General features: G+C 43.1%; 36 protein-coding genes and 2 pseudogenes. 26 read left to right on the top strand and 12 right to left on the bottom strand.

The window, feature by feature from the left end:
- Positions 1-160: 160 nt before the first annotated feature.
- The 5 genes from ACJHW7_RS21785 to ACJHW7_RS21805 form a co-directional block, all read right to left on the bottom strand.
- Positions 161-403: a hypothetical protein gene (locus tag ACJHW7_RS21785; RefSeq protein WP_000151456.1), complete on the bottom strand. Its 243-nt coding sequence runs from the start codon at positions 401-403 to the stop codon at positions 161-163.
- Positions 400-654, bottom strand: a complete 255-nt coding sequence (locus tag ACJHW7_RS21790) for a hypothetical protein (protein WP_001230709.1) — start codon at positions 652-654, stop codon at positions 400-402. Before ACJHW7_RS21790 ends, ACJHW7_RS21785 begins: the two co-directional genes overlap by 4 nt.
- Positions 651-1,193 (bottom strand): hypothetical protein, encoded by a 543-nt coding sequence (locus ACJHW7_RS21795; protein WP_001083904.1) that lies wholly within the window; start codon positions 1,191-1,193, stop codon positions 651-653. The genes ACJHW7_RS21790 and ACJHW7_RS21795 overlap by 4 nt, the downstream gene beginning before the upstream one ends.
- 103 nt (positions 1,194-1,296) lie before the next feature.
- Complete coding sequence (locus tag ACJHW7_RS21800; protein WP_001025393.1) at positions 1,297-1,812, bottom strand: J domain-containing protein; 516 nt, start codon at positions 1,810-1,812, stop codon at positions 1,297-1,299.
- A 403-nt stretch (positions 1,813-2,215) separates the two neighbouring features.
- The gene (locus tag ACJHW7_RS21805) at positions 2,216-2,545 is read right to left on the bottom strand and encodes a hypothetical protein (protein WP_000855119.1); all 330 of its coding nucleotides are present in this window, start codon (positions 2,543-2,545) and stop codon (positions 2,216-2,218) included.
- Between the two features lie 588 nt (positions 2,546-3,133).
- Between ACJHW7_RS21805 and ACJHW7_RS21810 the strand changes: the two genes are divergently transcribed.
- Both ACJHW7_RS21810 and ACJHW7_RS21815 read left to right on the top strand, forming a co-directional pair.
- Entirely contained in the window at positions 3,134-3,799 is a 666-nt protein-coding gene (locus ACJHW7_RS21810) for a division plane positioning ATPase MipZ (RefSeq protein WP_000532148.1), read from the top strand.
- A gap of 73 nt (positions 3,800-3,872) precedes the next feature.
- Positions 3,873-4,157 carry a hypothetical protein gene (locus ACJHW7_RS21815; RefSeq protein ID WP_001162371.1) on the top strand — a complete coding sequence of 95 codons (285 nt, stop codon included), beginning with the start codon at positions 3,873-3,875 and terminating at the stop codon, positions 4,155-4,157.
- 17 nt (positions 4,158-4,174) lie between these two features.
- Here ACJHW7_RS21815 and ACJHW7_RS21820 read toward each other — a convergent pair whose 3' ends face one another.
- The 4 genes and pseudogenes from ACJHW7_RS21820 to ACJHW7_RS21835 all read right to left on the bottom strand — a co-directional run bounded on the left by ACJHW7_RS21820 (position 4,175) and on the right by ACJHW7_RS21835 (position 7,030).
- Positions 4,175-4,771, bottom strand: coding sequence for a ProQ/FINO family protein (locus ACJHW7_RS21820; protein ID WP_000125165.1), 597 nt, complete (start codon positions 4,769-4,771; stop codon positions 4,175-4,177).
- Positions 4,772-4,920: 149 nt separating this feature from the next.
- Positions 4,921-5,043, bottom strand: a complete 123-nt coding sequence (locus ACJHW7_RS21825; RefSeq protein WP_223170659.1) for a type I toxin-antitoxin system Hok family toxin — start codon at positions 5,041-5,043, stop codon at positions 4,921-4,923.
- Positions 4,988-5,140 (bottom strand): annotated as a pseudogene (locus tag ACJHW7_RS21830) (DUF5431 family protein); the annotation flags it as partial. The gene ACJHW7_RS21825 and the pseudogene ACJHW7_RS21830, both read right to left, overlap by 56 nt.
- A gap of 663 nt (positions 5,141-5,803) precedes the next feature.
- The gene (locus tag ACJHW7_RS21835; RefSeq protein ID WP_001672025.1) at positions 5,804-7,030 is read right to left on the bottom strand and encodes an RNA-guided endonuclease InsQ/TnpB family protein; all 1,227 of its coding nucleotides are present in this window, start codon (positions 7,028-7,030) and stop codon (positions 5,804-5,806) included.
- 58 nt (positions 7,031-7,088) lie between these two features.
- Here ACJHW7_RS21835 and tnpA point away from each other — a divergent pair, with 58 nt between their 5' ends.
- Positions 7,089-7,493, top strand: coding sequence for an IS200/IS605 family transposase (gene tnpA, locus ACJHW7_RS21840; protein ID WP_001175008.1), 405 nt, complete (start codon positions 7,089-7,091; stop codon positions 7,491-7,493).
- 114 nt (positions 7,494-7,607) lie between these two features.
- Here the strand turns inward: tnpA and ACJHW7_RS21845 are convergent.
- Positions 7,608-7,798: pseudogene (locus tag ACJHW7_RS21845) on the bottom strand (hypothetical protein).
- Between the two features lie 700 nt (positions 7,799-8,498).
- A complete protein-coding gene (gene repA, locus ACJHW7_RS21850) occupies positions 8,499-9,527 on the bottom strand; it encodes a plasmid replication initiator RepA (protein WP_001175212.1) in 1,029 nt (342 codons plus the stop codon).
- A gap of 1,077 nt (positions 9,528-10,604) precedes the next feature.
- On the opposite strand from repA, the gene ACJHW7_RS21855 reads away from it, so the two are divergent.
- The 13 genes from ACJHW7_RS21855 (at position 10,605) to ACJHW7_RS21915 (ending at position 17,036) form a co-directional block, all read left to right on the top strand.
- Entirely contained in the window at positions 10,605-11,111 is a 507-nt protein-coding gene (locus tag ACJHW7_RS21855) for a CaiF/GrlA family transcriptional regulator (RefSeq protein ID WP_001326595.1), read from the top strand.
- A complete protein-coding gene (locus ACJHW7_RS21860) occupies positions 11,104-11,319 on the top strand; it encodes a DUF1187 family protein (RefSeq protein ID WP_001127357.1) in 216 nt (71 codons plus the stop codon). The genes ACJHW7_RS21855 and ACJHW7_RS21860 overlap by 8 nt, the downstream gene beginning before the upstream one ends.
- A complete protein-coding gene (locus tag ACJHW7_RS21865) occupies positions 11,312-11,488 on the top strand; it encodes a hypothetical protein (RefSeq protein ID WP_045146385.1) in 177 nt (58 codons plus the stop codon). Before ACJHW7_RS21860 ends, ACJHW7_RS21865 begins: the two co-directional genes overlap by 8 nt.
- Positions 11,489-11,490: 2 nt before the next feature.
- On the top strand, positions 11,491-12,468 hold the full coding sequence (locus ACJHW7_RS21870) for an SPFH domain-containing protein (protein ID WP_063084540.1): 978 nt from the start codon (positions 11,491-11,493) through the stop codon (positions 12,466-12,468).
- Positions 12,469-12,847: 379 nt separating this feature from the next.
- On the top strand, positions 12,848-13,291 hold the full coding sequence (locus ACJHW7_RS21875; protein ID WP_000964333.1) for an NfeD family protein: 444 nt from the start codon (positions 12,848-12,850) through the stop codon (positions 13,289-13,291).
- Between the two features lie 3 nt (positions 13,292-13,294).
- Positions 13,295-13,465: a hypothetical protein gene (locus ACJHW7_RS21880; protein ID WP_000550721.1), complete on the top strand. Its 171-nt coding sequence runs from the start codon at positions 13,295-13,297 to the stop codon at positions 13,463-13,465.
- Between the two features lie 10 nt (positions 13,466-13,475).
- Complete coding sequence (locus ACJHW7_RS21885; RefSeq protein ID WP_021503155.1) at positions 13,476-14,171, top strand: yhbB protein; 696 nt, start codon at positions 13,476-13,478, stop codon at positions 14,169-14,171.
- A gap of 183 nt (positions 14,172-14,354) precedes the next feature.
- Complete coding sequence (locus tag ACJHW7_RS21890; RefSeq protein ID WP_021503156.1) at positions 14,355-14,570, top strand: hypothetical protein; 216 nt, start codon at positions 14,355-14,357, stop codon at positions 14,568-14,570.
- A 15-nt stretch (positions 14,571-14,585) separates the two neighbouring features.
- Positions 14,586-14,888: a hypothetical protein gene (locus tag ACJHW7_RS21895; protein WP_001360345.1), complete on the top strand. Its 303-nt coding sequence runs from the start codon at positions 14,586-14,588 to the stop codon at positions 14,886-14,888.
- Positions 14,885-15,142: a hypothetical protein gene (locus ACJHW7_RS21900; RefSeq protein ID WP_000739144.1), complete on the top strand. Its 258-nt coding sequence runs from the start codon at positions 14,885-14,887 to the stop codon at positions 15,140-15,142. The genes ACJHW7_RS21895 and ACJHW7_RS21900 overlap by 4 nt, the downstream gene beginning before the upstream one ends.
- 3 nt (positions 15,143-15,145) lie before the next feature.
- Positions 15,146-16,144 (top strand): type IV secretion system protein, encoded by a 999-nt coding sequence (locus ACJHW7_RS21905; RefSeq protein WP_063084539.1) that lies wholly within the window; start codon positions 15,146-15,148, stop codon positions 16,142-16,144.
- Positions 16,145-16,149: 5 nt separating this feature from the next.
- On the top strand, positions 16,150-16,791 hold the full coding sequence (locus ACJHW7_RS21910) for a type IV secretion system protein (protein WP_062897948.1): 642 nt from the start codon (positions 16,150-16,152) through the stop codon (positions 16,789-16,791).
- Entirely contained in the window at positions 16,791-17,036 is a 246-nt protein-coding gene (locus tag ACJHW7_RS21915; RefSeq protein WP_063080371.1) for an EexN family lipoprotein, read from the top strand. Before ACJHW7_RS21910 ends, ACJHW7_RS21915 begins: the two co-directional genes overlap by 1 nt.
- Before the next feature lie 107 nt (positions 17,037-17,143).
- Here the strand turns inward: ACJHW7_RS21915 and ACJHW7_RS21920 are convergent, their stop codons facing one another.
- Positions 17,144-17,935, bottom strand: coding sequence for a DUF5710 domain-containing protein (locus ACJHW7_RS21920; RefSeq protein ID WP_226102801.1), 792 nt, complete (start codon positions 17,933-17,935; stop codon positions 17,144-17,146).
- A 47-nt stretch (positions 17,936-17,982) separates the two neighbouring features.
- On the opposite strand from ACJHW7_RS21920, the gene ACJHW7_RS21925 reads away from it, so the two are divergent.
- The 10 genes from ACJHW7_RS21925 to ACJHW7_RS21970 all read left to right on the top strand — a co-directional run bounded on the left by ACJHW7_RS21925 (position 17,983) and on the right by ACJHW7_RS21970 (position 23,091).
- Positions 17,983-18,618 (top strand): hypothetical protein, encoded by a 636-nt coding sequence (locus ACJHW7_RS21925; RefSeq protein ID WP_015059536.1) that lies wholly within the window; start codon positions 17,983-17,985, stop codon positions 18,616-18,618.
- Between the two features lie 99 nt (positions 18,619-18,717).
- Positions 18,718-18,969, top strand: coding sequence for a type II toxin-antitoxin system Phd/YefM family antitoxin (locus ACJHW7_RS21930; RefSeq protein WP_000121741.1), 252 nt, complete (start codon positions 18,718-18,720; stop codon positions 18,967-18,969).
- On the top strand, positions 18,959-19,240 hold the full coding sequence (locus ACJHW7_RS21935) for a type II toxin-antitoxin system RelE family toxin (protein ID WP_000638823.1): 282 nt from the start codon (positions 18,959-18,961) through the stop codon (positions 19,238-19,240). Before ACJHW7_RS21930 ends, ACJHW7_RS21935 begins: the two co-directional genes overlap by 11 nt.
- 67 nt (positions 19,241-19,307) lie before the next feature.
- Entirely contained in the window at positions 19,308-19,607 is a 300-nt protein-coding gene (locus tag ACJHW7_RS21940; RefSeq protein WP_000835764.1) for a TrbM/KikA/MpfK family conjugal transfer protein, read from the top strand.
- Positions 19,608-19,609: 2 nt separating this feature from the next.
- Positions 19,610-20,845 carry a TcpQ domain-containing protein gene (locus tag ACJHW7_RS21945; protein WP_072652802.1) on the top strand — a complete coding sequence of 412 codons (1,236 nt, stop codon included), beginning with the start codon at positions 19,610-19,612 and terminating at the stop codon, positions 20,843-20,845.
- Between the two features lie 5 nt (positions 20,846-20,850).
- Complete coding sequence (gene pilM / locus ACJHW7_RS21950) at positions 20,851-21,288, top strand: type IV pilus biogenesis protein PilM (RefSeq protein WP_000539665.1); 438 nt, start codon at positions 20,851-20,853, stop codon at positions 21,286-21,288.
- A gap of 118 nt (positions 21,289-21,406) precedes the next feature.
- Positions 21,407-21,805: a hypothetical protein gene (locus ACJHW7_RS21955; protein ID WP_001153665.1), complete on the top strand. Its 399-nt coding sequence runs from the start codon at positions 21,407-21,409 to the stop codon at positions 21,803-21,805.
- 20 nt (positions 21,806-21,825) lie between these two features.
- A complete protein-coding gene (locus ACJHW7_RS21960; protein ID WP_001177113.1) occupies positions 21,826-22,410 on the top strand; it encodes a lytic transglycosylase domain-containing protein in 585 nt (194 codons plus the stop codon).
- Positions 22,410-22,700, top strand: a complete 291-nt coding sequence (locus ACJHW7_RS21965) for a conjugal transfer protein (RefSeq protein ID WP_000865479.1) — start codon at positions 22,410-22,412, stop codon at positions 22,698-22,700. Before ACJHW7_RS21960 ends, ACJHW7_RS21965 begins: the two co-directional genes overlap by 1 nt.
- Before the next feature lie 70 nt (positions 22,701-22,770).
- A complete protein-coding gene (locus ACJHW7_RS21970) occupies positions 22,771-23,091 on the top strand; it encodes a VirB3 family type IV secretion system protein (protein ID WP_000362080.1) in 321 nt (106 codons plus the stop codon).

The raw sequence follows: 23,091 nt of genomic DNA on the forward strand, positions 1-23,091 counted from the left end.
CTACGGGCGCAACAACACACCAGGCAAAATCGCAATTATGTAAAGTCGCCCTGTTACAAACACACACTGTGTAAAGACAAAGAACAATTACAATGTAAAGACAAATAAACCTTTACACTGTATATCTTAGATTTCTGCGTCGTGGTGTTTTTCTTCTCGCTCACGGTTCCTCCGGTGAGCGGGATTCAGCTTTTTTATGCAGGACGTATTCAGGGTGCTCCCCTGCAAGTAATAACAGGTACTCAAATTCACCTTTCGATAAATTAAGCTGGTTGTGGGTTTTAGCTTCTTTTTTCTGCCATGTACTTAAGCCTACGCCAAAAATCTCACCGCACTCTGTCTGGGTAAGGCCAATTTTTTTACGTAATTTCTTTATGTTTTCCGGTGTATTTTCAATAGTCATGCATCACTCTCCTTATATTCTTTCACCATAGTTAAGAGAATATTCTTATCAACAGGTCTTAAACCATTTTTTGTAAAGTCTATTGCCTCGACCTCACTTTCATTAAAAACCAGCTCACTTAACGTTCTCTTTGTTCTTTTTGTTTTTCCGTCAGTGAACTCCTTTGAATAACTGCTTATTTTTTTTACAAAATGGTATTTTTTATCAATCACTTCAAGATAATAAGTCAATCGCCCTTTGTTTTTTCTCATAACTGTTTCAAATATCCTGTAATTTTAACAAGTTGATCTATACTCAAACCCCTAATCTGCAAATCATAACGCTCGCCCTGCTCGGTGACTTTACCGTTCAATCCATTTTCAGCTTTAAAGCCTGTCAATGCCCCATACCAGCTTTCAAGCTGGACAAGTTGCGATAACATACCTTTCAGGATCAGAATTTCGTCCTTTTTTGCCGCCTGGCGTTTCTCATACTCAATCGCCTGTAACACCTCCTGCGAAGCATTTAGCAAAATTTTTCGCTCGATATTGGCTGCTATATCAACGGGATTCCGCTTCCTGGATAACGTACAAACATGATACGGACTACTCCAGGAACGACTATCCACACTCCCCACAACAGAAAATCGGTCTTTTTCCATCCGAATATGCACAGAGTAATTTTTAAACTGCGGTGACGTCAGTTTTATACGAGACGGACAATCATCAAGTTTGTTCACGCGCCAGCCGTTCCCCAGGATACGGCAGACAACTTCAAAGACAGGGTGATATTGTTCAAAAAAAGAGTTCATCTGTTTCCCTTTTTGCTACGTGGCTGCTGTTCCCGTCTTTTTGGGTTCGATGCCCCAAAAGACGGGCTGGTATGATATCGGGGGCTTCTCGCCCCCGTTCTGGTTACGCTCTGGTTTCCACGCGTTGCCACCCTGTCGCCCTGCGCTGTCCGGTTGTACCGTATTTTGCGCGGATTTCTTCTATCGTGTGTTCTTCACGATTCCAGTAACTTTTATGTTCGTCTGGACGATAAAACCATTGTTTTTTCTTTGCCGCCCATTTACACCCGATTTCTTTTAAAGTTTCCTTATGTGTAATAGTTTCTCCACTAATCCATACCCAGTTACCTATCACTTCAAATACCAGACCAGATAAACCAGAAAGAACGTTTAATACTTTTTCCAGGTCATCACCGTAATTATATCGTGCATGTTCATCAGCGCTCTGGAACTGATTTATTTTATCAATATTTGCCATCAAGACATCAAAAGCTGCATTTACCGCTTTCATCAGTTCAGCCCCTAACGGGTTACGATCTGGATGATATTTTAAAGCGGCTTTTCTGTATGCTGCTTTGATATCTTTTTCAGTTAATTCGCCGGATAATCCAAAAACGTTTAATGCTTCCTGGATATTCATTTTAAATCTCCTGTCCGTTTGGACTTAAGAAGGAAAGGAGCCAATCCCCTTTCGATGAAACAATAATACATCCATTTAGATGTATTATCAAGATTTATTTCCTGAAAACAGCAATTTACTTGATGATTTGCTCGTTTCTTAATCCGCGTCAGCGGATAGAAGGGGCGAAAGAAAATACCAGGGAGCAGCGGGGCCACATCGCCCCGAAGCGCGGCGCTGTACTGCGTGTGTGAGCGTCAGCGAGCTACGGGCGCAACATTACATTGCTGCATTAGCCCGGCATTCTCCACGCCCTGAAGGACGGAGTTTTACCCCATCATTCATACTAAAACCCCCTGGGTAAATACTACTACTATTAACATTTTTAACATGGTTGCAGGGGATACCCCCTGCAACTATTTTCTTAGTAGTATGATGTGAACTCGTGTTTTTCTTCCGGTGATCCTTTATATGCTGTTTCGAATTCCTCAATTTCAATTGCTGGCGTACTGTAATAATCACGCACTCGCCGTTTTAATGGCTCACCACAGAAATCATTAAGTAATGGGGTCTTATATCCGCTCATTGAATGAGTCCGATGAACTGAAGCGCGAATCTCCTGAACAGTTACGGTTTTTTTGCCATGAACAGAAATAACCTGGTAGAAATTAACGTTCGTTTGCTCATATCCCCAGGAAGATACAAACACATCGCCAACAGAAACAGTGCCGTTATTAAAAGTCAATGTTTTCATTTTAAATCTCCTGTCCGTTTGGACTTAAGAAGGAAAGGAGCCAATCCCCTTTCGATGAAATAATAATACATCTATTTAGATGTATTATCAAGATTTATTGCCTGAAAACAGCAATTTACTTGATGATTTGCTCATTTCTTAATCCGCGTCAGCGGATAGAAGGGGCGAAAGAAAATACCAGGGAGCAGCGGGGCCACATCGCCCCGAAGCGCGGCGCAGCCGCTGACGAACATACCAGGATGCACAGGGCCATCCCTTCACCCTGCAAAGCCCAACGGACTGACAGGCCATGATCATGCTGATTTGCGCCGCAGAATGCCGCAGTTAGCGCGAGCGCCAGCGAGTTTACGCCGTCCTGGTGCATTGCAGCAGGGCGGGGCGCTGTACTGCGCGTGTGAGCGTCAGCGAGCTACGGGCGCAACAACACACCAGGCAAAATCGCATCCTGAAAAGTTACCCTGTAACATACACACAATGTAAAGCGCAAAAAACAATTACATTGTAAAGACACAAACATCTTTACAACGTAACTATAATGAATACAATGTAAAGACAAATAAACCTTTACACTGTATATCCGAGGTTTCTATGGGGAGAGCATTACTTGTCGCATCAGATAAAGGCGGTGTAGGAAAAAGCACCACAGCAACAAACCTGGCTTCTTATCTGGTAAATAATTCACGAACGGTCATCATTCTGAAGACCGATAAAAACAATGATATTCTTAGCTGGAACGAAAAAAGAAAGCAGAATGGCTTATTACCGGTTCCTGTTTATGAAGAGTATGGCGATGTATCAGAAGTCATTAAGCGCCTGAAAAAAATATGTGAAGTGCTGATCATTGACTGTCCAGGGCATGACAGCAAGGAATTTCGCAGTGCCTTAACTGTAGCTGACATTCTGCTTACTCTCGTTAAGCCGTCTTCAGATTTCGAAGCAGAAACGCTGACTCATGTAACAGAAAAAGTTCGCACAGCTCAACAGATCAATCCAGACCTGCAACCCTGGGTACTTTTCACGAGAATTAACACGACAAAACCACGCCACAGAAAAGCAGCGATTGATCTCGACAAGTTACTCCGGGAGAACCCGGTGTGGATACAGCCACTTCGTACACGTATTTCAGATTTAGATATTTTTGAAGCGGCCTGTAATGAAGGCGCTGGCGTTCATGATGTACGTCGCGCATCCAGCCTTTCTACAGCTAAAGCACAAATAGAGCTTTTGGCGCAAGAGTTAGGCATCAATCCCTAATGGATGTAATACGACAGCTTTACATCATTAACTTTACACAGTAAAGCTAATGTAACACACGAAAGGTGATATAATGGCTCTTGACTTGAAAACTCCGGTAATACCAGGACAAAAAACAGAACAAACCAATGCAGACACAGCCCGATTCATCAATGAAGCTACCCGCAAAAAATCGGGAGCAACTAAAGTGACCAATGTCCGGCTTGGGGACGTTTACGAAGATATTCTGGAACGGGAAGCACTGCGAACAGGCCAGACAAAAACAGCAATAATGAAAGCGGCTCTTGCAGCTTACGAACACGGCCTGGACGAAAACGGAAAAAATCACTGGATTCTACAGTCAGCCAGGCTGAAATGATAAAGCCCTTCGGGGCTTTATCCCTTACGTTTTAATTGTTTCTTCTCGCTGGCTTTCTTACGGGCATCGAGAACCAGTTGCGCATAAGTTGCGTGTGCTTTTTTTACTGTACCAGCAGGTTTCCCGTAAAGGTCGTAACGTGTTGCGCCTGGTACAGTACAATTCTGAAGATATTGCCACCGGAACGTCATCACCTGAACCGCACAATTCCACTCTTCAATCGTCAGATCCACATCCGGGTTATCCGCCAGGTATTTCTCAACGTCCTGGAGAATCCCGCTTTTCAGGGGCAAGTTCTTTTTTTCGTCTGTCCATAGTTCAGGAAAAACAGCACGAACTTTATTGAAACACTTTTCAAAATATTCTTTCGGATATTTTGGGGGAAAAGTGATTTGTTTTTTCAAATACCAGGGCTGAGGCTGCTTTTTACGTGTTTTCTCTGCTACAGCATCTTTCTTCTGTACTTTCTTGTTTTCATTAACTGCTGATTTTTGTACTTCCTGCGGCTTTTCATTCACCACAGGATTTTCTGGCATGACCAGAACGCGGCGTTTTTTGACCACAATCACGGGTGTTTTTTTGGGCTGCATACTCGCCTCAATAATTGCTGTCATATTGACTAATTATACCATATTCACCAGTTAATATCCTGAAAATACATGGAAAAAGGGGGTATCCGTACAGAATACCCCCTTTGTAAAGGCGCTTAATGCCAGAACCACATCATCCCCAAAAAGGCGGGCTTTCGCCCGCCTCCGGGTTGCTACTTACCGCCGGATTCGTAAGCCATGCTTGCCGTAACCTCCCTGTATCCGTCCTTCAGCCGGATTTCGCACAGGCGATTCCGGGTCAGGAGTGTGAATATTAACAACGTGCAGCACACGATTAATACGCACCAGATAAGGGCGTTTCCCGGTAGTTTCATGGCCTTCTTCTCCTTGCGTAACGCGCGGTAAGAGGCTATCCTGATGTTGTTCAAGCATTGGGATCGCCTCGTGGGTTAATGAAAAATTAACTACGGGGCTTTCTTCTTTCTGCCGCACAACAAGATACAAACCACCTTTTCGCCATGAGGCAGAAAGCCTCAAGCGCCAACAACATTATATATCGACCAGAAACTTGAAAATACATGGTATTGCGTAAAGGGCGGTAAAAGTCTATCCTGGTGTTGTTGAAGCATTGGGATCGCCTCGTGGGTTAATGAAAAATTAACTACGGGGCTTTCTTTTTTCTGCCAGACAACAGGATACAGTGCGCCTTATATCCCCGTCCTTCAGGGCGTGGAGGATGTCAAATATTGACCAGGAATTAAATTCCCAGCTTTCGGCGTGGACTATACAGTGTGTGATTCACCACGATGAATCCTTTGTTGATCCACTGTGTTACCTGCGCAGGTTGAACTCCGGTCAGCCTGGCGAACGATGCCTGATTCCCCCGATAGAACTTGTTGATGTATTCAATCAAAGGCATTTTTTAATTCTCCGAAACAACGCAAAATCATATAGTAATTTACTATATGATTTTTATTTCGCAAGTGATTAACTCATCGGATTTCTTTGTAGTTAACGAAACGTTAAATTTAGTTTGTGCCTGGATTGACATCCTCCCCCACCTTCGCACTTCGTGACTCAGGAGGGGGATTCCCATTAGTGGGTGACGGCTGATTGCTCAGCCTCTGGTTCCTGCTTCAACGGGCGGCCTGACTGCACCATCCCTCCACAGGCAAGCACGGCGTGCCCCGCCGCTAAAATGTTACGAGCGCCGTTTACATCGGCGTTCGCTGTATATCCACATACCTGACACACAAATTTACTTTGTGACAGGCGATTTTCTTTCGCAGTATGACCACAGCACGCGCAACGCTGGCTAGTGTACGCTGGCGGAACAGCAAGCACCTGACCGCCACGCCAGAGCTGCTTGTACTCAAGCTGGCGGCGCATTTCATACCAGCCCTGATCCAGTATCGAACGGTTTAAACCTGATTTTGCCCGGACATTGCGCCCCGGCTGGCTGACCGTACCCGCTGCTGACTTTGACATGTTGCTGACCTTCAAATCCTCAATGACTATCATTGCGTGGTTTTTGCTGACGGTCGTTGTGACTTTGTGAAGGTAGTCCCTGCGGATATTTGCAATACGGGAATGCAGTTGCTGTATTTTGCGTTTCTGCTTCTGCCAGTTGTTGCTGAATTTGACCTTGCGGCTTAACTGACGCTGGAGTCTCGCCAGCTTCTTCTGGTTTTTCTGAAAACTGTTTACAGGCTCAAAGACTGTGCCATCTGACAGCGTGGCAAGTTTAGCCACGCCAGCATCCAGCCCGACTATCGTTGTGCTTGTGTGATTTGGTTCTGCCGTTTCAATTTCAACCTGAAACGAGATATACCACTGTCCCGCTAACTGACTGATTGTCGCATTTTTGATTTTACCGTTCACACGTTGAGATTGCCGGAATTTTACCCACCCAAGACCTGACGGTAGCTTCACTCTGCGATTTTCAAGGCAGCAATATTTCTCAAAGTTCACAAAACGGATTGAGTCTCTGCCCTCATTTTTTCGTTTCCATACCGGAGCCTTAGCTGCGAGCTTTTTATCAAAACAACGTTTCCATGCGGTATGCAGGTCTTTCAGCTTTTGTTGCAGATTGTCGGTATAAGCATCCTGTAAGAAGATGTATTCCGGCATTTTTTTCCACACCGTAATCATCCGGTTCAACTCGAAAGCCGAAGGTAGCTTTTCGCCTGAGCCAAGTATGCGCTTTGTCTCCGCAAGACCTAAATTCCAGACAAAACGGGCGCAACCACATAACTGCCGCAAACGCTGCGACTGCTCATGCGTTGGTTCCAGTCTGAATTTGTAGGCTTTCAGGATTAGCATCATCATTCAGTGTGTAGTAGATTTGCTTACAATATTACTGCTTTTACGGCCAACCTCAATGCAAAAATATAAAATCAATCGTTCAAGACATGCTGCCTTCCTTTTGCATGTTCATCTTGTCTTTGTAACAAAATACCGTCGAAAGATACTGGGAGAGTTACACTGTGCAGCATTCCATCAGTATGCAGCAGAAGTCTGCCGTGATTTTGGGGCAGAACTTAAAGAAAGTAACGGAGACGTCGATCATGTCCACATGCTGATCGAATACCCACCAACAGTGCAACTTTCGGTACTGGTTAACTCACTGAAAGCAGTGACATCCCGCCGTCTGCGAAATGAATTTCTTGATTTGCGGGGGGCATACGGAAAAGCCGTGCTCTGGTCGAGGTCATACTTTGCTGGCTCCTGCGGAGGTGCGCCGCTGGAAGTTGTGAAGCAATACATTCAACATCAGCGTGGCTGATCACCTTTCGGGCTTTTCAAGCCCGTCCAAATTCCCCTCCCGCCTTATGTCGGCGGGAGTACCCTTTGGAAGTTAAGATGGCACGCAAGAAGCACACTAGCATTATTATTTTGATCAAAACGCTATTTCCCCCGTCATTGGGGGGCTTTCTTTTTTGATGCCGCGCCAGCGGCATGGAAGGCGGCACTCCGTTGTTACATATGATACTGGAGTAAAACCGCCGAAGCCCGGCGTAAGCCGGTACTGATTGATAGGTTTCACCTTACCTATCCCCATCCTGCTAAGCCATACCCGCTTTCAGCCATGAAATAGCTTTTGTGCGCGGTCGGAGTGGTCCCGACAAGGGTTTACCCGCAGTCGGGGCGTATCTCCGCGTTAGCGGGCCGCCAGGACCGCTTACGAGCGTGTACTTGGTACTTCCAGCCAGAAGACTGACAGCCATGTGATTTCTTAGTTACAACATCCATTATTGAAAGCGATGTTGTTCCCGCCCTTCGGGCGGGGGCGGCGGCGCTTTTCAGTGATGGGTTGGGCGCTGTGGCTGAGTATTTGCAGCGTTTTTTTGTAAGAGGGTTGGAGGGGCTTTGTTTTTCATTAGGCAGAAGTCCATATGCCCGCCGCGAAGCGGTGGGAGGTACTTTTATATTCTGAGCGGCGCGGCGTTAGCCGCTGCAAGCGAAGGCATTTTTGTAATTATCCACAGTTGTTTCAAAGATAAATATTTTCCCTGCGGCGAAGCAACGCAGGGGATTAAAGAACAGGGGTTAAGAATATATTGCGGGTTTGATGTTCTATGTTTGCTGCTTTCTGAAGCTATTCCTTTGCGGGTTTTTGTGGATAACCGAAGGCGTTTTTACTCCGATACCCTATTGCGGCCATCAAAAAACTGTCAGAGCGGGACAAAATGAAAAACGGTCGTCAAATATGAGGAATTTCATGAAATGCAGGCAACACGAAAAGCCCCGAAGGGGCTGAAGAGAGTGCCGATTGTATCAGGCAGCTAAACTAGTGGGGTGGCGAAGCTGTCAGAGCCAGTTCAAGCTGACGTAGATCTCTGGCTACCAGTTGCTCTAATCTTTCTTTAGTGCACCAGTACGCTTCGTCCGGCGGCATACGCTTCAGAATAAACCGCGCAATTTCGTTTCGCTGTTCATCATACGGCAGTTTTGCCAGGCGATTAGCACGTTTGCGCTCCGCTGCTTTCTTACGTCGGGACTTGATGGCATCGAGAGAACGCTGCGCATACCAGCGTTTACGAGCCGAGTGAACAGAGATTTCTTCGCCCTCGCGGATAACGCCTTCTTTAATCAATTGCAGACGGATTTCACTTTCTGCAAGGCGTTTACGTTGCTGTTCCTGAAGTTTCACCAGATCAACTCCCAGCATTTTCCAGCCAGTTTCGGTGATCCAGACGTATTTCGGCAGTCGCTGGCGGGATTCACGGTCCCATATCGTCTTTTCTGACGTTCCCAACGTGCCAAAGGAAACCTGCTCTGCCAGCAGACGGGAAAGGCGCGATACTGTGACTGCGGTTTCAGGAATCACGTCTCCCTTACTGTCTTTTGGGCTTATTTCTTCTGCCAGGCGGGAGACAGACATGCCGACAGTGTGCAATCCACGATCACAAAAACTCACAAGTACAACCCATATTGCGTCAAGCAGCCGCTGTTTTTCCGGTCGGAATTTATATTTGCGACCGACACTCTGACGTTTCAGTACATAAAATGGATGCAACGACATGTGCATTCTGAGTGTGTTCTGACCAGTGACCGGGTCTTTTTTAACGAGACGATTGTAAGCGTGGCCCAACTGTCCGCCCAGCGCCTTATAGTTGTCGGGACGGAACCAGGCTGGATTCTCACACTTTGGCTTAGTGGAATGTTCACCCCGGCGACGTTTTGTTGTTCCGCCTTTGTTTTCCTGGAGGACCAGGAATGAGCTTTCAATACCCGCTTCGTAGTCCTGCCAGAAACGGACCTGCTCTTCCGGTGATAGTTCAGACCAGTGACGTTTGCTAATCACAGCAAGCTGCACTTAGCTTGCACTGTAAGAGTTGATATTTCCTTCTCATGGAATTAAACTCCATCTCAGGTAACAAGCATACCTGAAATAAATAAGCTCAAGGCTCTGCCTTGATGTCAGCCCCCGCTAATCTGCGCTCCCTGGAAAAGACGAGATTACGGGGGTTTTCTTTATCTGAAATTTACGTTCTCGAACAAAATTTCAGCACCTCGTTTTCTGCATTTACAAATCGCGGAAAACTTGCCTGCAAATTTAGCAGCATGGGCGCAATCGATCAACGATGTTCAAGCCTGGCTCGTTTCCTTTTTGATTCAACACACATCTCTGACAGCTTCAAAATCGTTTTCAGAACAGCTAGTGAAGCCCCTTCTTTACTGACGTTCCCCATACAAAACCTTACAAAATCAGAAATTCAGAATTTTGTATATTCAAAAAAGTTTTTTTGACTACATACACCCACTCACACGATCGAATAAACCACGCAAACAGTATTATCTAGATTTTTAGATCGTACACCATTTAACAAACAGAATATTATTCTGTTTTTTAGATATTATACAGATCATTATATCGCTATTCTGGCATTGACAGGTTTTAAATGTCGCACACACAATACTATCCAGATGATTGTAAAAAGCGCGTTCATCGCGTTTTTTGTGCTCATTGCCTGGAAAATGAGCACTCTTTGACGCCCGTTAGAACGCTTGTCATCTCATGCTCTTTAACAACCCCGGACAGCGGTCATTGCCTAAAGCCCTGGCATAAGGAGGTTATTATTCGTGCATTTCAAGCACCGCTGGCATCTGTCAGCAACGGGCTACGTAACAGAGTGACGTGCCGCGCCATCTACACAGGTAACGACTCTTTATCCGCAAATATCATTCTGCATACTTAAACCCCCTTATTTGGTGAACTCGCGTTGAGTTAATCTCACTCACTCTCTCCCTGAGCAAGTCGTACAGGCTGCAACGCAGAAGTACACCAGATTTGCCAGTCTCCACTCCAGGTAAGGGGGTTTAGCTATGCATGATGATGAACAATCAGATAAAGAGCCTGTAGTGAGTGGCTGCAACTTTTCATAATTAGCTTATGACGCTGTATTCCGGGGATGTTTCTATTTCAGACAAACAACCGGGAGAAAATATGGCGCGTAAGTTAAAAATTAATCCTGTCATTCCTGAATGTGTGGCAGATTTGAAAGGATATCCACTCTATATCATCGTTGCTTATTGGGGATTAAGAAATAATAAAACGCTCACAACAACGGATGTTAGCCGTAATTTCCTTATTACACAGCAACAATCTTATGATGTGCTTACCTACATTTACCAGGAAGCACAGAAGCAGATAACAGCAACTAAACGAACACTATTTAACGAGCACAAAAGAAGAATTAGTGCGTTCAGGATTCTTGATATTGACAAAGGCATATTGCGCACCCCAAAAAAAGAGATTGCATATGCCAGCTACGACAATATACCAACTGTCACAATGAAAAGTACCCGTTGTGAGATCCAGGATAGTTTTACAGAACTGCGCCGCTGGATGTGTTCAAGAAAGACAGGTGATCGAGTGGAGGTATTTTTGAATGCCTAAGTACCAAATAAACGCAACCATCAAAAAACCAGGTGGTGGCCCCGTGAAATGGACTCATTACAGCGACTTCCCTATGACCGCTGAAGAATGCAGAAAAAACTTCTCAAAAGAAAAAGAAGCAGGAAAGTGTTTTTCTGTTGATGTTCATATTTCAGATTTCATTTGCAAAGAGATACCTCCACAAAATGCAGGAAATACATATGGCTGATTTTGGTTCCACTAAAAAAACAGTGACATTTGAAGAATGGCACGAGCTATTAATGGATTACGCAGAGTTACGCGGTGGAAATGCCGCCGATGCGGAAGCATGGCGTGGTGATTATGAAGCAGGAAAAACTCCGGTTGAAGCATATTGTGATGAATGGGGAGAGGATTAATCATGATTGACGCTATAATTACGCCAATAGTTACATCTATTCCGTTACTCTTATTAATTTTAGTCGCGCTGATATTCGTTAAATCTGCCGTCAAAATCGTGCCGCAAGGTAATGCCTGGACAGTGGAACGCTTTGGTAAATATACCCATACGCTTTCCCCCGGTCTTCACTTCCTGATCCCGTTTATGGACCGCATAGGTCAACGGATCAACATGATGGAAACCGTCCTGGATATTCCTAAACAGGAAGTTATTTCGAAAGACAATGCAAACGTAACTATCGATGCTGTTTGTTTTATCCAGGTCATTGATGCAGCGAAGGCAGCTTATGAAGTCGATAATCTTGCATCAGCTATTTCAAATCTTGTCATGACCAATATCCGAACTGTCGTTGGTGGAATGAATCTCGACGATATGCTTTCTCAACGTGACAGCATCAATTCTAAGCTGTTAACGGTTGTCGATTATGCAACTGATCCGTGGGGAATTAAGGTCACACGTATTGAAATTCGGGATGTTAAACCACCAGAAGAACTGACTAAGGCGATGAACGCGCAAATGAAAGCGGAACGTACTAAGCGTGCCCAGATTCTGGAAGCGGAAGGTATACGCCAGTCACAAATTCTGAAGGCGGAAGGAGAAAAACAGTCTCAAATACTGAAAGCGGAAGGGGAACGGCAATCAGCGTTTCTTCAGTCTGAAGCACGCGAACGTCAGGCAGAAGCGGAAGCTCGCGCAACAAAACTGGTGTCGGATGCAATCGCTGAAGGTGACGTTCAGTCTGTTAATTACTTTATTGCGCAAAAATACACTGAAGCACTCCAGGCAATTGGCACAGCATCAAACAGTAAACTGGTTATGATGCCGCTTGATTCAAGTAGCCTGGTGAGTTCGGTTGCAGGTATCAGTGAACTGCTAAAAAACGTATCACAGGATACTCACAAAGTTGATATGAAACAGGCTCAACAATATTTGTCTTAAAACAGATAGCGGACGGTGACAATATTGTTTTAATCACCGTCCTCATATTCATATTCACGAATGAGCAAATCATTTAAATGAAAACTTATGGGTTCATCCTTCTTATTTTACATATAATCCCTATGGGGGCATGGAGCTTTCTTCTTTTTATTACAAAAGATGAGAACAAAGGAGAAAAAATACTAAACCACATCGCATCAATATTTCCATTATGGCTGAACTTCGGAGGGGTGATGATAGCGATGGCTCTGCTGCCCCTGTTAATATGGAGTTTTAATGGCATATTCTTTGGCTTCTTTCTGCTAATTTATGCATTTGGCGTTTATAACTACCTTCATCTTCTTTATTCAATTTCTCCCTTTTATCATGGAGATTAGCCATGTTATGGTTTACACTGTTTCTTCTGTGTATTGCACTTGAAATTATAACCGGAACAGGATGGTTACTCTTAATCAGTCTTGGTGCATTATCAAGCGCCATTGTGGGCTTTTTTCTTCCGATATCACAAGAAGCCAATATATGCTTCTTTGCATCAATCAGCATACTGGCGTCGATAATTAAGTTCCTCTATGACAAAAAACATAAGAAATTAGATACTCTCCTGGTGAACACAGGGCATTCACGTTTTAAAGGAAAAGAATTTACTCTCAGTGACGATATTGTGAACGGCAAGGGGCAATTACTTATTGGTGATACATTCTGGCCTGTTGAGACGTTACACAATGAAAACTACCCTGCGGGAACAAGAGTTATTGTTACAGACATGCAAGGAATAACTCTTAAAGTAATGACCATCGAAGACAAGAGTGAAAACAAGGAATAAATCATGCATCTTTCGTTGTTAATTCCGCTTACAGGAGCAGCGATGAATGCACTATGTATTTTTATTATCAGACTTCTGGATAAGGATTTTATTGAAGTCTATAAAAAAACGCTAAAAAAAATTACTGCATTACATATTTTATTGATGGTGTTAAGTGTCACAGGAATAGTATGAGGAAAATTCTATGCGAAACGCAAATGAAGGAATTTCTCTTGCAGCTATTGTAGCTAAAGAAACAACAACAGGTAAATGGAATGGTACTGGTGGGGGTATTGGTTTAGGTACTGGTGGTATTGGCTTATTCATCGGAGGTGTTTCTGGTTCTAAACAAGAGCAGACACAAAGGGCAAAAAACTTTGAATCGCCTAAAGAGGAAGAATACAGTCTATTAAATGTATACGGTTCGATAATAAAAGTTCTAGTTTTTGGCGTGCTATTTGGTTTATCTGCCCGTTTATTTACATTTTTATCAGACACTGTTTCTGATTTTGCTGAACCAGTAACAACCACCACAGCCACAGGAAAGATTCAATCTATTCTGGATGGCATGGCAGAAATGGTAAGCATTTTAGGCACCGTTGTCCCTTTTTTAGTAATTATTTTAGGCACCGTTATCCCTTTTTTAGTAATTATCATAGCAATGATCTGGTTTCTGTTTTTCAGCAGCAAACGAGAAAAAGAAGAGTTAACTCGAGTTGAACGTGAAGCTGCTAAAACAAAACTCCGTATAGATGTCTATCACCGTTTACGTTACGTTGAAAGCGATCATGTCGTTTTTGACCCGATTACAGGCCGGGAGGTTCCGGCAGAACGGGCGTGTATTAATAAACTTATTGAGGCACTTGTTGATGAAAGCAACGACATCTCAAAAAGAAATTGACGAACTTCTGAATGCAATAAAAACAGGACATTCAAAATTCATTCTATCAATACCCGTACATACTACCCATCCAATGGCCCATAAAATAATGAAGCCTTACTTCAGGAGAACAGGACCGCTTCTGTATTCAGATAGTATATTCAGGATTTGAAGAAAGTATTTATTTATATAGGGCATACAAAAATGAGTGCTTTTATTAAGCTGGCATCTGTTCTGGCGTTATTTATTAGCCCGGTTGTGGTTGCAATAGCAGGAGAACAATCTCACTGTACAAAAATCAACGAATACCCTTTCATCGTCACTCAATGCGACGACGGAACTGTGACAGTGGTGAATGTGATAAATAACCGTGTATCTGTGTGCCGTAAAGGGGAATCATGCAAAGAAATAAAATTATAACTCTGGACACATTACATGACTCAAGCAAAAGCTAATCTGAGAAAACTTCGCCGTGCACGTTATGTCCCCCCTCGAACAGTAAAGAAAAGCATAGCGAATACAGAACGTGTCGTTTCAAAAGCAATTACCGGCTGTGGTGTCTTCCGTGATATACCACAAGTAAAAATCAATCTCATCGAAACAAGGAAAATTTTACAAATCGAACTGGCTTTATCCATTGCTAACTTATCTGAGGCGAATCCAATTGAGATACGAAAAAAAATCAAAAGCATTGACCGACAATTATCTTCAACCTCAAAAATCAGAACTACATTATGAAAAAAAACGACGATTTAATCACTTTACCATCTCATAACAGCCACGCTCTCGATTACATCATTAAAAAAGCGTTTACACCACGTAAAACCAAAACATCGACAGCGACCCACAACGTTTATAGTTACAATAAAGAAGAATCCACATTAAATTTCCAAAAAATTGGAGAAGCAATTTTTTTCGGCACAGACCTGGTAATTAAGCTGAAGCCAAATATTAGTGCCTCTGGTGAACTCTTCATCTGCCAGAAGGACTAAGCTATGAACATTGTTTCAGAATTTCTTGAGAAAGTAACAACCATTGTTGAATCCACAGCGGCGACGAACGCCGCTAAGGTCGCACAGGCAATATCTCCTACATTCTTTGCGGCTATAGCCTTATACGTTATTTATCTAATATATGAAATCACGTATGCCCAACGTGACGTCCTGATGAGCGAGGTGACTAAGAATATCGGTGCATTCGCCCTGGTTGGTGCATTCACTTATTCAGCACCTTATTACAGTGAGTTTGTGATTCCGTTTGTCATGCACGCAGGCTCCGACCTTTCTGCTGCTGTAACGGGTAATTCAAGCTCTGCAACCAGTGTTGATAATTTGTGGAATATGCTTTCAACGAGTTTAAACGATTATAAGATTAAAGCATTAGATGCTCTAGATTGGAGTGACCTCGGAGATCTAATAAATGTGCATATCGTTTGGCTCATCGGTTATGGGGGCGGATTACTACTTATCTATTACACAGCTATTTTCTTATGCCTATCCACATTCATGGTTGGCATTCTCTTATCCGCCGGAATTTTGTTTATTTGCTTTTCCCTGTTTGCTTCAACAAGAAATATGTTTACAGCATGGGTGGGGAGTTGTCTTAACTACATTCTACTTAATCTTTTTTACAGTATATCCTTCAGTTTCGTTATCAGTTTTGTGGAGCAAACCGTCCCGTCAAGCGGAAATATAACCCTCACAACAGTGATTTATTTCTTTATGGTCATTGTTATCTCTGTATTCCTTGTAGAACAGGTTGGCACGCTCTGTTCTACATTAACAGGTGGGGTAGGTATAAATGGCCTTACATCAGCCGCTAATGGCTTTGGAGGTAAGGTTGCATCCGGTTTTATGCGAGCATCAGGGCTTCGCGCTTTCGCAGGAGGTTTCTCCAAACAAATGTCAATGCCATTTTACCAGGCTGGACGGGGCGCTGCCAAATCATTGCAGGGACGAACCCCGAGGTCTGGAAATATAATTAAACCGGGGTGATTAACATGAAAAATAAAGTCCTGTCCGTTCTCTTTGCTGGAATAATTACCGTAACATCACCATCAATCTTTGCATCTGGTATTCCAGTAGTAGACGTTACAGCGATAGCTAAAACAGTTGAAGAAGGGCTAAATCGTGCCGCTGAAGCGGCAAGACAGCTTGAGCAACTCAAGCAACAATATGAACAGACCATAAGATACGCTGAAGAACAGAAGAAAAGACTCGAAGGCTTCACTGATTTCAGCAATGGCTTTGATAGCGCATCCAGCTATATGAAGGATTCTCTATCAACAATAACAAATAGTGCAAAATCAGATCTTAGCTCTTTGCGATCGCAATATGACTTATCAAGCAACGTTGCAGAGACGCAACAAAAATATGATGCAATCCTGGCTAAGATCAAATTCTATGAAAACTTCAACAATGAAATACAGGAAAGGGCTAAGAGATTAACCACGTTACAGAAGGAGTTCGCGTCAGCAGATACTCCGCAAAAAAAAGCTGACTTATCTAACCAATTGAATACAGAAAAATTGACAATGGAGCTACAATTGAAGCAATATGATATTGCAGAGAGACAGCTTGAAGCTGAACGCAAAGCTCAAAAAGAAGTATATGTTCGCCAATTGAGAGAGACATTTAGGTGATGAACAAGTCACGAAATGTAATTATTGCATCATCCATGCTATTTGCAGTATTCATGTTAGCAGGATGTAAAGAAAAAGTTTACGCTGTTGAATACTATACAAGCAACCCAGCCGAAGCTGCTAAAACCATTGAGCAGTGCAGAAAAGGCGAAATTACAGACCAGAATTGTGATAATGCTCGCACGGCATTAGAGCAGATAAAAAAAGAAGAGTATAAGAAGAAATTGAGAGAGACATTTAGGTGATGAACAAGTTACGATTAGATTAATATGAGTAAGCGAAACAATAATAAAACCCGCCTCGCGCGGGTTTTATCTTGCGTAAAGATTTATAAAACCTCCACTACCAAGCATTACTCTATGGCTTGCCTGTGGTTTGCATTAGCAAAAATTGTTTCATTTATTACTTCATGAAGTTTTATTTTCTTCGCTTGTTCAGATGTGACTGGATAAAACACACCACCTGGTTCATCAAACATCATAAAGTCTCCCTGCATTGATTTACAATGACAACAATGATTCGCGTAGTAGGTCATTTTCGCTGTTTTACTATAGGCTGGATAATATAACTTAGAATGCTTATTGATTATTGATAACGCAGAAGATGATATCCTTCTTACGTTGGATAAAATAGCCCATGCTTTTGGATTGGTTAACCACTGATAAATTATATTTTTCTTTGAATCAAAATATACCATCCCTCGTGGAGAAGATGTTTCATACCATTTATCTAATATGCGACCTTCCCATTCAGCAGGTTTAACCCCACAAACAACATCTCTATAACTAAACCAACGAGGCAAAAAAACACCAAAAACAGGAGTTATTTTCTTACAGCGCCAACATGACTGGTAACTTTCCGCAATATAAAAACGTTGAGAAAAAATATTGTAATCATGTTCGTTTAATTCTTTTATCCACTGAATAAAATAAATTGGATTTTTCCCCTGTGGAACAAACCATTTCCGTTGTTCTTGATCCCATTGCGCCCCTTTTTGTTTGGCTAACTCCTTTTCTTCAAAAGGTACATTTAAATAAAACCGCGCCATAACCAACTTAACTCCAGTATTCTGTTCTGATGATGCAACAGGATAGATATCAAAACTAAACAAAGAGTGCAATTCCGCCTTTAATGGCTCATTCATACCCGCCTCGTGCGGGTTTTCTTTTGCCTGAAATATGGAGGAACACCATGAAATCCATCATTTTATCGATGGTTGCCGCCACCGCATTACTGTCAGGCTGCGCGGATAGCAAAACACAACCAGTACCTGAGTCACCGTTAACCTCAAATGACCACCAGATAACGTTGAAAATTGATACCGTGCGAACAGACCTGCCGGACAGTTCTCCTGTTTGTTTGAATGGTATGAATATATACGAAAGTCTGAGCGAGCGGCATCCAGGCTTGTTTGCCAAAAATCAGAACGTGATTTTCCGTAGTGCATTCTTTGATGACGGTCAGGCGATATCCTCCGAAACAATCCGCAAAATAATGCAGAGTACCCCGTGCGTTGAATCACAAACAACATCTGCCGGAAGCTGGGAACCTGCCACGGAACTGATCCCCCGTCAGGCAATATCCGGTGACACTACACTGGCTGAAAAAGATCGGACTGCTGGCTTCACAATGCGGATAGCACCGGAGATTGAGCGTGGAAATTTCCACCTGCTACTCACAACCACTGACCCGATACGGAAACTGACTGTCAAGCAGAATATTTTACTCAAACCGGACCAGCCCCTTATCGTGAGTGGTTTTACTGGAGTTAATGCTGATAGCCAAAGTGAGAACCGGATTGTCATCATTACGCCACACGTGCGTTGATTCCCAACCCCGGATCATTTTTGTCGTTCCCCACAATCAAAAGCACCTTTAAAAGTCTTTTTAAGGTGCTACAATCTCCATGATACAAATGGAGGACTTATGAGCTACCAAATTCTGACTACGACAGCAGCCAGTATTACTGACCTGAAAAAAAATCCTATGGGAACTGTAGCCGAAGGAGAAGGGGATGCCGTCGCAATCCTGAACCGAAATGAACCAGCGTTCTACTGTGTCCCACCAGAACTTTATGCCTACTACCGGGAACTCGCTGAAGACGCTGAACTCAACGCAATTGCTGATGAAAGAATGAAAAATCCAGACATTGTAAGGGTTAACCTGGATGATTTATGAACTGGCATTTGACCACAGAGCACTGAAGGAATGGCAAAAACTCGGTCACACTGTTCGTGAGCAATTCAAAAAGAAACTGTCAGAACGCCTGATAAATCCACGCGTCCCCGCAGCCAAGCTACATGGTCATACTGACCGTTACAAAATTAAGCTTCGCGCATCCGGTTACAGGCTCGTTTATCAGGTAATTGATGAGAAGGTCGTTTTGCTTGTGATTTCTGTGGGAAAAAGAGAAGGCAGCGACGTCTATCACATGGCAGATACCCGCTGATATTTTAAACCTGTCAAGTAACCCGCCTCGTGCGGGTTTTCTTTTGCCTGAAATATGGAGGAACACCATGAAATCCATCATTTTATCGATGGTTGCCGCAAGTGCTATCGCACTCACTGCCCCCGTATATGCGTCTGATCCGTGTGCTTCCGTTCTTTGTCTGTACGGTAAAGCTATCGGTAGCGGCGGCGGGAGCGAATGCAAAAGCGCCGAAAAGGACTTCTTTAATATCATCAAAAAGAAAAAGGGATCTATTCGCTGGAGCAAAACCTTTGATGCCCGAAAAGCGTTTCTTAATCAATGCACGACCGCAGACCCTGCGGCGATCTCAAAAATCATGAGTAAGTTCGGACGTTCCTGGGGTTAACCATGAAAAAGCTCATTATTATTCCCACCACATTATTGCTGAATGCGTGTTCCCATGCCCCTGAACCCGCACAGGCAAAAGGAGGTTGGTATGAACTGAATACCACAATTGAGCAGGTAAGAGCAGACACATACCATAACGGGGTGGCCCTTCAGCAGCCCGTGTCACAGCCAAACAGCACTGTTCAATACAGCAATGATAATTATCTCAAAAAGGAAGCCATAAACGTAACTCCCGCGCCTCGTATTGCAGAAACCGTAAAACCACGTTCTGAGCAATCAGCGACAGCGCCAAAAAACCAGGGCAGCAATAATAGTTTTCTGAAGCCGACAACAAACAGCATAACTTCATCTGGTGAGATAAAAACAGCAGCCAAAGGAGCAACTAAACAGCATTCTGAACAACCAGCACTCTCTCCCGCAAAGCCAATCAGTAGCAACAACCATCAGGCACAAACGGCACAAAAGACTGATCAGCAGACAAAACCGCGTCCTGAACAACCACCGCTAATGTCAAAAAGCGGTTTTCTGAAAAAAAACGCTAACAACGCTGTTCCGGCCACCACGCTTACAGGCCCATCAACACCTGAAAAGCAAATTTACTTTGTTCGCCATGATGGTAAAGGCTCGCTGCAAAAAGCATTAAAAGAAATTGTCCCATCGGACTGGACGGCTGAAATATCCCCGGAGGTAACGAAAACTTTCCGTCGCACGATATCCTGGCAGGGCAACGATCAATGGCCTTATGTCCTGGATAAAATGCTTCGCAACTACGGTCTGACGGTAATTAAGAACACCGAAAAAAGACATCTTCTGATTGATTTTCAACAACAGAAAGGGAAAACATCACAAAAAGCACCTGTATCTCCTGACAAAACCCCTGCATCTCCTGTCAGGACACCAGTTTCCTCTGACAAGTTACCTCAAAAACCGCTAACGCCTGTCACCGTTCCGCAAAAACAGACAGAAAAACTCACCTGGAATCTTAAAAAAGGTTCGACGCTGCGGGATGGCCTCACCGAATGGGCGTCAAGTTCACCGTGTGGTAATTCAACCTGGAATCTTGTATGGGATACTCCTGTGAACTACAGAATAGATGCTCCTCTTATTTTCCGGGGAAACTTTGAATCTGCATTAAAAGATACGCTGATGCTTTATCTTTCAGCAGATAAACCGTTATACGCATTCAGGAATATTTCACAATGCGTAATCACAATTAAAGACACACAACAGGAGTAATCGCTATGGGTTGGTTCTTCAGCTTGCTCCTGATATTCCTGTCAATAGGCAGTTACTATCTGACAGATAACAATAACCAAACCATACAGCGAATGAAGTTGCTTCCTGCAAAACAGGAAGCAATTGAATTTGTCCATTTCGCAAATGTTATCAATGACTATCTTTATAAATATCCAGACAAACGTAATTCAGGAGGAACGTTAACATCTGAGCAAATCGGTATAACACCCGTTTATGATATTCATCATATTATTTACGGTAAGCGAGTTTATATCTGGTCTGCCGATACAGAAGGTCTGATGTCTGCTTTGCAGCAGCAAACAAAACATTCAGCAATGTTAGGAAGAGTAAAAAATAAGAAGATTGTCGATAATCAGGGGAATGATATGGGCGTTCCCGTTCCTTCCTCCATTCCAGAAGAGGCTATTGTACTCATTAACTAAATATCCCCTGACAAGGGGATTCTGAACTGGAGTCTGCATATCCGACACATCATTATGTGGGCCGGATATATCGCTACGGCGCGGACTTCAGTCCAGAAAATCTTTACCGGAGATACCCATGCAGGATAATGATGATCTCAGCGAGCTTGATATTGCCACTCGTGAAGTCCTTATCTTACGATGCAATCTTATTCAGCTTGCTTCTGAATATATAAAAATAAATCCCCTTAAAAACACCCGAATCTATACAGATTTAATTCATCGTTCAGCAGATGTTATCAAAAATATCGAACAAGGTAACATCCAGAATAAACATAATTATCTGTCACAGGATGTAAAACATACGCTTGTTTTATACGACCTGTACAAATCAGACTTTGAACAATGTCCGGGGGCAAAATCCCTTATACCTGTCAGGGAAAAAATTGTCTCGCTGAAAGAACTTCTTTCCGGCGCTAATGAGCTGGACAGTATCGTTCGTCGCCCCCGCAGGAAAAAACGTTCTTCACGAATTTAATATCAGGAGATAAATCCCTTATGCAGTTATCAGCGGCTGTTCTGGCAGCACTGATAAGTCAGTGTGCCCCTGATGTATCACCCGATACGATGAATGCCCTGATTATGACTGAATCAGGGGCTAATCCATATGTAATAGCGAATGTTTCTGACGGAACAAGTAAGTATTTTAAAGATGAAAAAGGAGCTATTGAATATGCAGAAAAATTAACAGCAGAAAATAAAAGATTTAGTGCAGGTCTGACACAGATATACAGCAAAAATTTCCCATCACTCAATCTGACTAATAAAACAGTTTTTGACCCGTGTACAAATATAAAAGCAGGAGCGGCAGTCCTGACGGACAATTATCTGAGACAAAAGGAGGGTAGTAGTAATCAAAAAATTCTCCGCGCTTTATCTTTGTATTATTCGGGTAACGAATCAACAGGATTTATTAAAGAAAAGAAATTTAACAACACTTCTTATCTGGAACGGGTTATTCGTAACGCGAATAACTATATCGTGCCATCAATCCGTGAAAAAACTGATGAATCAGAAATAAAACCCCCGAATGATGAAGAGAAAACATCACCGGACTGGGATGTTTTTGGAGATTTTAATTAATGAAAGTCAAATCAACTTTGCAGTATTTTATCCTGGCGTTTTTCCTGTCACTAACCGCCTCCGTTGCCTATGCAGGTGGACTCGACACCGCAACAAATACCATGACAGAACTTAAGACATGGGCATTTAGCTTTGGTGGTGTTTGTGCTTTGTGTTACCTGATCTATAACGTCATCATGGCATTCATGGAGAAGAAAAGCTGGTCTGATGTAGGAATGGCGCTTGTCTATTGTTCCCTCGCTGGCGGTGCACTTTACGCCGGGAACTGGGCGCTGGAACTCTTCAAATAAGTAATCCATATATACAACTGTGCCGCATATTTACCTTATGTGTGAATTGCGGCTTTTTTCATGGTGAGTTATGGACAAAGTAAATGAACATGTCAGTGAGTCATTCATGACTTATAACGGGTTTAACCGTCCTGCGTTAATTGCTGGTATACCCTTAATGTTGTTATTGTTCACGGCTTTTTTCGCTGTTCTGACAGGCTTCCCCGCTATTTTCCTTTGGGGTATAAAAGGGATAATTATTCCTGTCATATGTGCGCTGTTTCTTTTTATAGTAAAACTGGCCTGTGAAAATGACTCAAACGCACTAAGAGTCATCCGTTTAAACCTTATGGGGCTTTTGTTAAAAATCCGCCACAGAGATTTAATTATTGGTTATTCATCTGTCAGGTAA

This window comes from Escherichia sp. WS1152 (assembly GCF_046487665.1).
Taxonomy (GTDB): domain Bacteria; phylum Pseudomonadota; class Gammaproteobacteria; order Enterobacterales; family Enterobacteriaceae; genus Escherichia; species Escherichia coli.